The sequence below is a fragment of the Ohtaekwangia sp. genome (genome assembly GCF_036568665.1).
In the GTDB taxonomy this organism is placed as follows: Bacteria; Bacteroidota; Bacteroidia; order Cytophagales; family Cyclobacteriaceae; genus Ohtaekwangia.
Genome location: NZ_DATCSD010000080.1, coordinates 1 through 2,704 on the forward strand (window position 1 = coordinate 1; position 2,704 = coordinate 2,704).

Genomic DNA, 2,704 nt, shown 5'->3' on the forward strand with positions numbered 1-2,704 from the left:
AGGAATTTTCTTTTCAATAGCACGAAATGTACCCTTATCGGTAAAGGTGCCTACGTGCAGCTCATAGAATATATATTCATCGATCGGTATATTTTTCCAGAGCTGGTCATTCCATTGAAAATGATTCAAATCAACAGCCTGTGAAGGTCCGTGTACGCCCTCGGGTTGCGAGAGCGATGCCGGATCAGGAAATTCTTTCTGATCGTCAAGCACAAAGCTGTACAGGTCGCCCGGGCGCAACAGGTTGGTTGTGCAAAGCCAGTAACCGTATTCCTGCTCCTGCAATCGCAGCAACTTGTTATTGTCGAGCAGGCGCAGGCACACTTTCTTTACGTTCGGCGCCCATACAAGAATTTCTGCAGTTCCGTCTCCCCGGAAATTTACTCCTATTGAACGCCTGCTATGCTCTATATTTCTTATCATACACAATCGGGTGTAACAGCAAAAGGATAGAACGTCCTTCTACTGATATAGTCTTAGTCGCATCATATACTTTCCCCTCTCCCTCACCTACTACACCCGCTGCTGTGTTCAGCAGCTCGATCCATTTTTTACCATATTTTGCCGGCGGCAATTTATACTGCAATGCTTCATGGTGTGCGTTGAAGATCAGATAAAAACTATCGTCTATCGTTTGCTCTCCCTTCGGGCCCGGCGTGTGTATACCTCTGCCATTGAGGAATACAGCCAGTGACTTGGCAAAATCGTGGCTCCAGTGCTCTTCGCCCATTTCCGTTCCATCGGGCAGAAACCAGGCTATATCTTCAAGACCTATACCTTTAATAGGCTGGCCCTGGAACCAGCGCCTTCTGCAAAATACCGGATGGTTCTTGCGCAAGGCTATTAACTGCCGTGTAAATTCAAGCAGTTCGTTATCGGCATCCTTCCAGTTGATCCACGATATCTCGTTATCCTGGCAATACGCATTGTTGTTACCTTTTTGTGTGCGGCTGATCTCATCGCCCGCGAGCAACATGGGCACGCCCTGCGAAAGAAAAAGTGTAGTGAGTAAATTACGTTGCTGTCGCTTGCGTAATTCCAGTACAACAGGGTCTTTCGATGGTCCCTCCTCTCCGCAGTTCCACGAGCGGTTATGATTTTCACCATCGTTGTTATTCTCACCATTGGCTTCGTTGTGTTTATCGTTATAAGACACAAGGTCGTTCAGGGTGAAGCCATCATGAGCGGTGATGAAATTTATACTTGCTGTAGGACTGCGATAATCGCCCTGGTACAGATCGGAGCTGCCGGTAAGGCGCTGTGCAAACTCGCCCAGCATACTATCGGCACCACGCCAAAAGTCGCGCATGCAGTCTCTGTATTTACCGTTCCACTCCGCCCAGTCAGAAGGAAATTTACCTACCTGGTATCCCCCTTCTCCTATATCCCACGGCTCCGCGATAAGCTTTACCTGCGATATAACGGGGTCTTGATGAATAATATCAAAGAATGCACTGAGCTTGTTTACTTCATGCAGTTCGCGGGCCAGTGTAGAAGCTAAATCAAACCGAAAACCATCTACATGCATTTCCAATATCCAATAGCGCAGGCTGTCCATCATCAGGCGCAGTACGTTCGGAAGATTTGCATTCAACGTATTGCCCGTTCCGGTAAAGTCCATATAGTAACGCTTGTCTTCGTTCACCAATCGATAATAACATTCATTATCGACACCGCGAAAACAAAGTGTGGGTCCCATATGGTTGCCTTCTGCTGTGTGATTATATACTACATCGAGTATAACTTCAATGCCTGCTTTGTGCAATTCCTTCACCATGTTCTTAAACTCGGTTACCTGCTCGCCCAACACACCACCGCTTGAGTACCGTACTTCCGGTGCAAAGAAACCAATGGTATTATAGCCCCAATAGTTAGTCAATCCCTTTTCAACCAGGTGACGATCGGCTATAAAATGGTGCACCGGCATCAGCTCAACGGATGTGATACCGAGATTTTTTAAATATTCAATTACTTTCGGATGAGCCAGCGCGGCATATGTGCCCCGTATATCTTCCGGTATATCCGGATGCAGCATGGTGAAACCGCGTACATGCATTTCGTAAATGATAGTCTTGTGATAAGGAATACGGGGTGGCTTGTCGCCTTCCCAGTCAAACTGTTGATCCATTACCACGCACTTCGGCAAAAAAGCAGCACTATCGAGCTCGCTATAGCTGAGATCTTCATCTATATGCCCTACTTCATAGCCAAAGAGCGAATCGTTCCATTCTATCTTTCCGGCTATAGCTTTTGCATAGGGATCGATCAGCAGTTTAAATGGATTGAAGCGCTGGCCGTTCTTCGGTTCATACGGACCTTCTACCCGATAACCATAAAGTTGCCCGGGTTTCATATCCGGTACATAGACATGCCATATCTGGTGTGATCGCTCAATCATTTTGATTCGCGCATACTCTGTTTCATCTTTAGGATTTTTAAAGAGACAGAGATCAACACCGGTGGCCTTGTCGGCATATATTGCAAAGTTTACTCCGTTGCCATCCCATATCGCGCCTAGCGGATAGGGACTTCCCGGATATGTTTTAATTTTTTGTGTTGTTATAGGTTCAACATCCAGTTCATTAATGTTCATACGTATTCTCCAGGTTCATAGCCCATGTGGGAACGTGTAGCTTTCTTCTCCCTTCTTCAGATTGTATGGCCCCGGCTTTTTGATTGTTTACCGGATGGCGCTCGTGCTTGC

The 2,704-nt window shown here is 46.6% G+C and carries 1 protein-coding gene and 1 pseudogene; both read right to left on the minus strand.

Features of this window, described 5'->3' with window-relative positions; translation table 11 throughout:
• Positions 1-423 (minus strand): annotated as a pseudogene (locus VIN08_RS04100) (malto-oligosyltrehalose trehalohydrolase); the annotation flags it as partial.
• Positions 401-2,593 carry a glycogen debranching protein GlgX gene (glgX, locus tag VIN08_RS04105; RefSeq protein ID WP_331960638.1) on the minus strand — a complete coding sequence of 731 codons (2,193 nt, stop codon included), beginning with the start codon at positions 2,591-2,593 and terminating at the stop codon, positions 401-403. The pseudogene VIN08_RS04100 and the gene glgX, both read right to left, overlap by 23 nt.
• Positions 2,594-2,704 lie beyond the last annotated feature (111 nt).

Coding starts and splice junctions, on each gene's coding strand:
- glgX (WP_331960638.1), bottom strand. CDS start 2,593: ATGAACATTAATGAACTGGATGTTGAACCTATAACAACACAAAAAATT.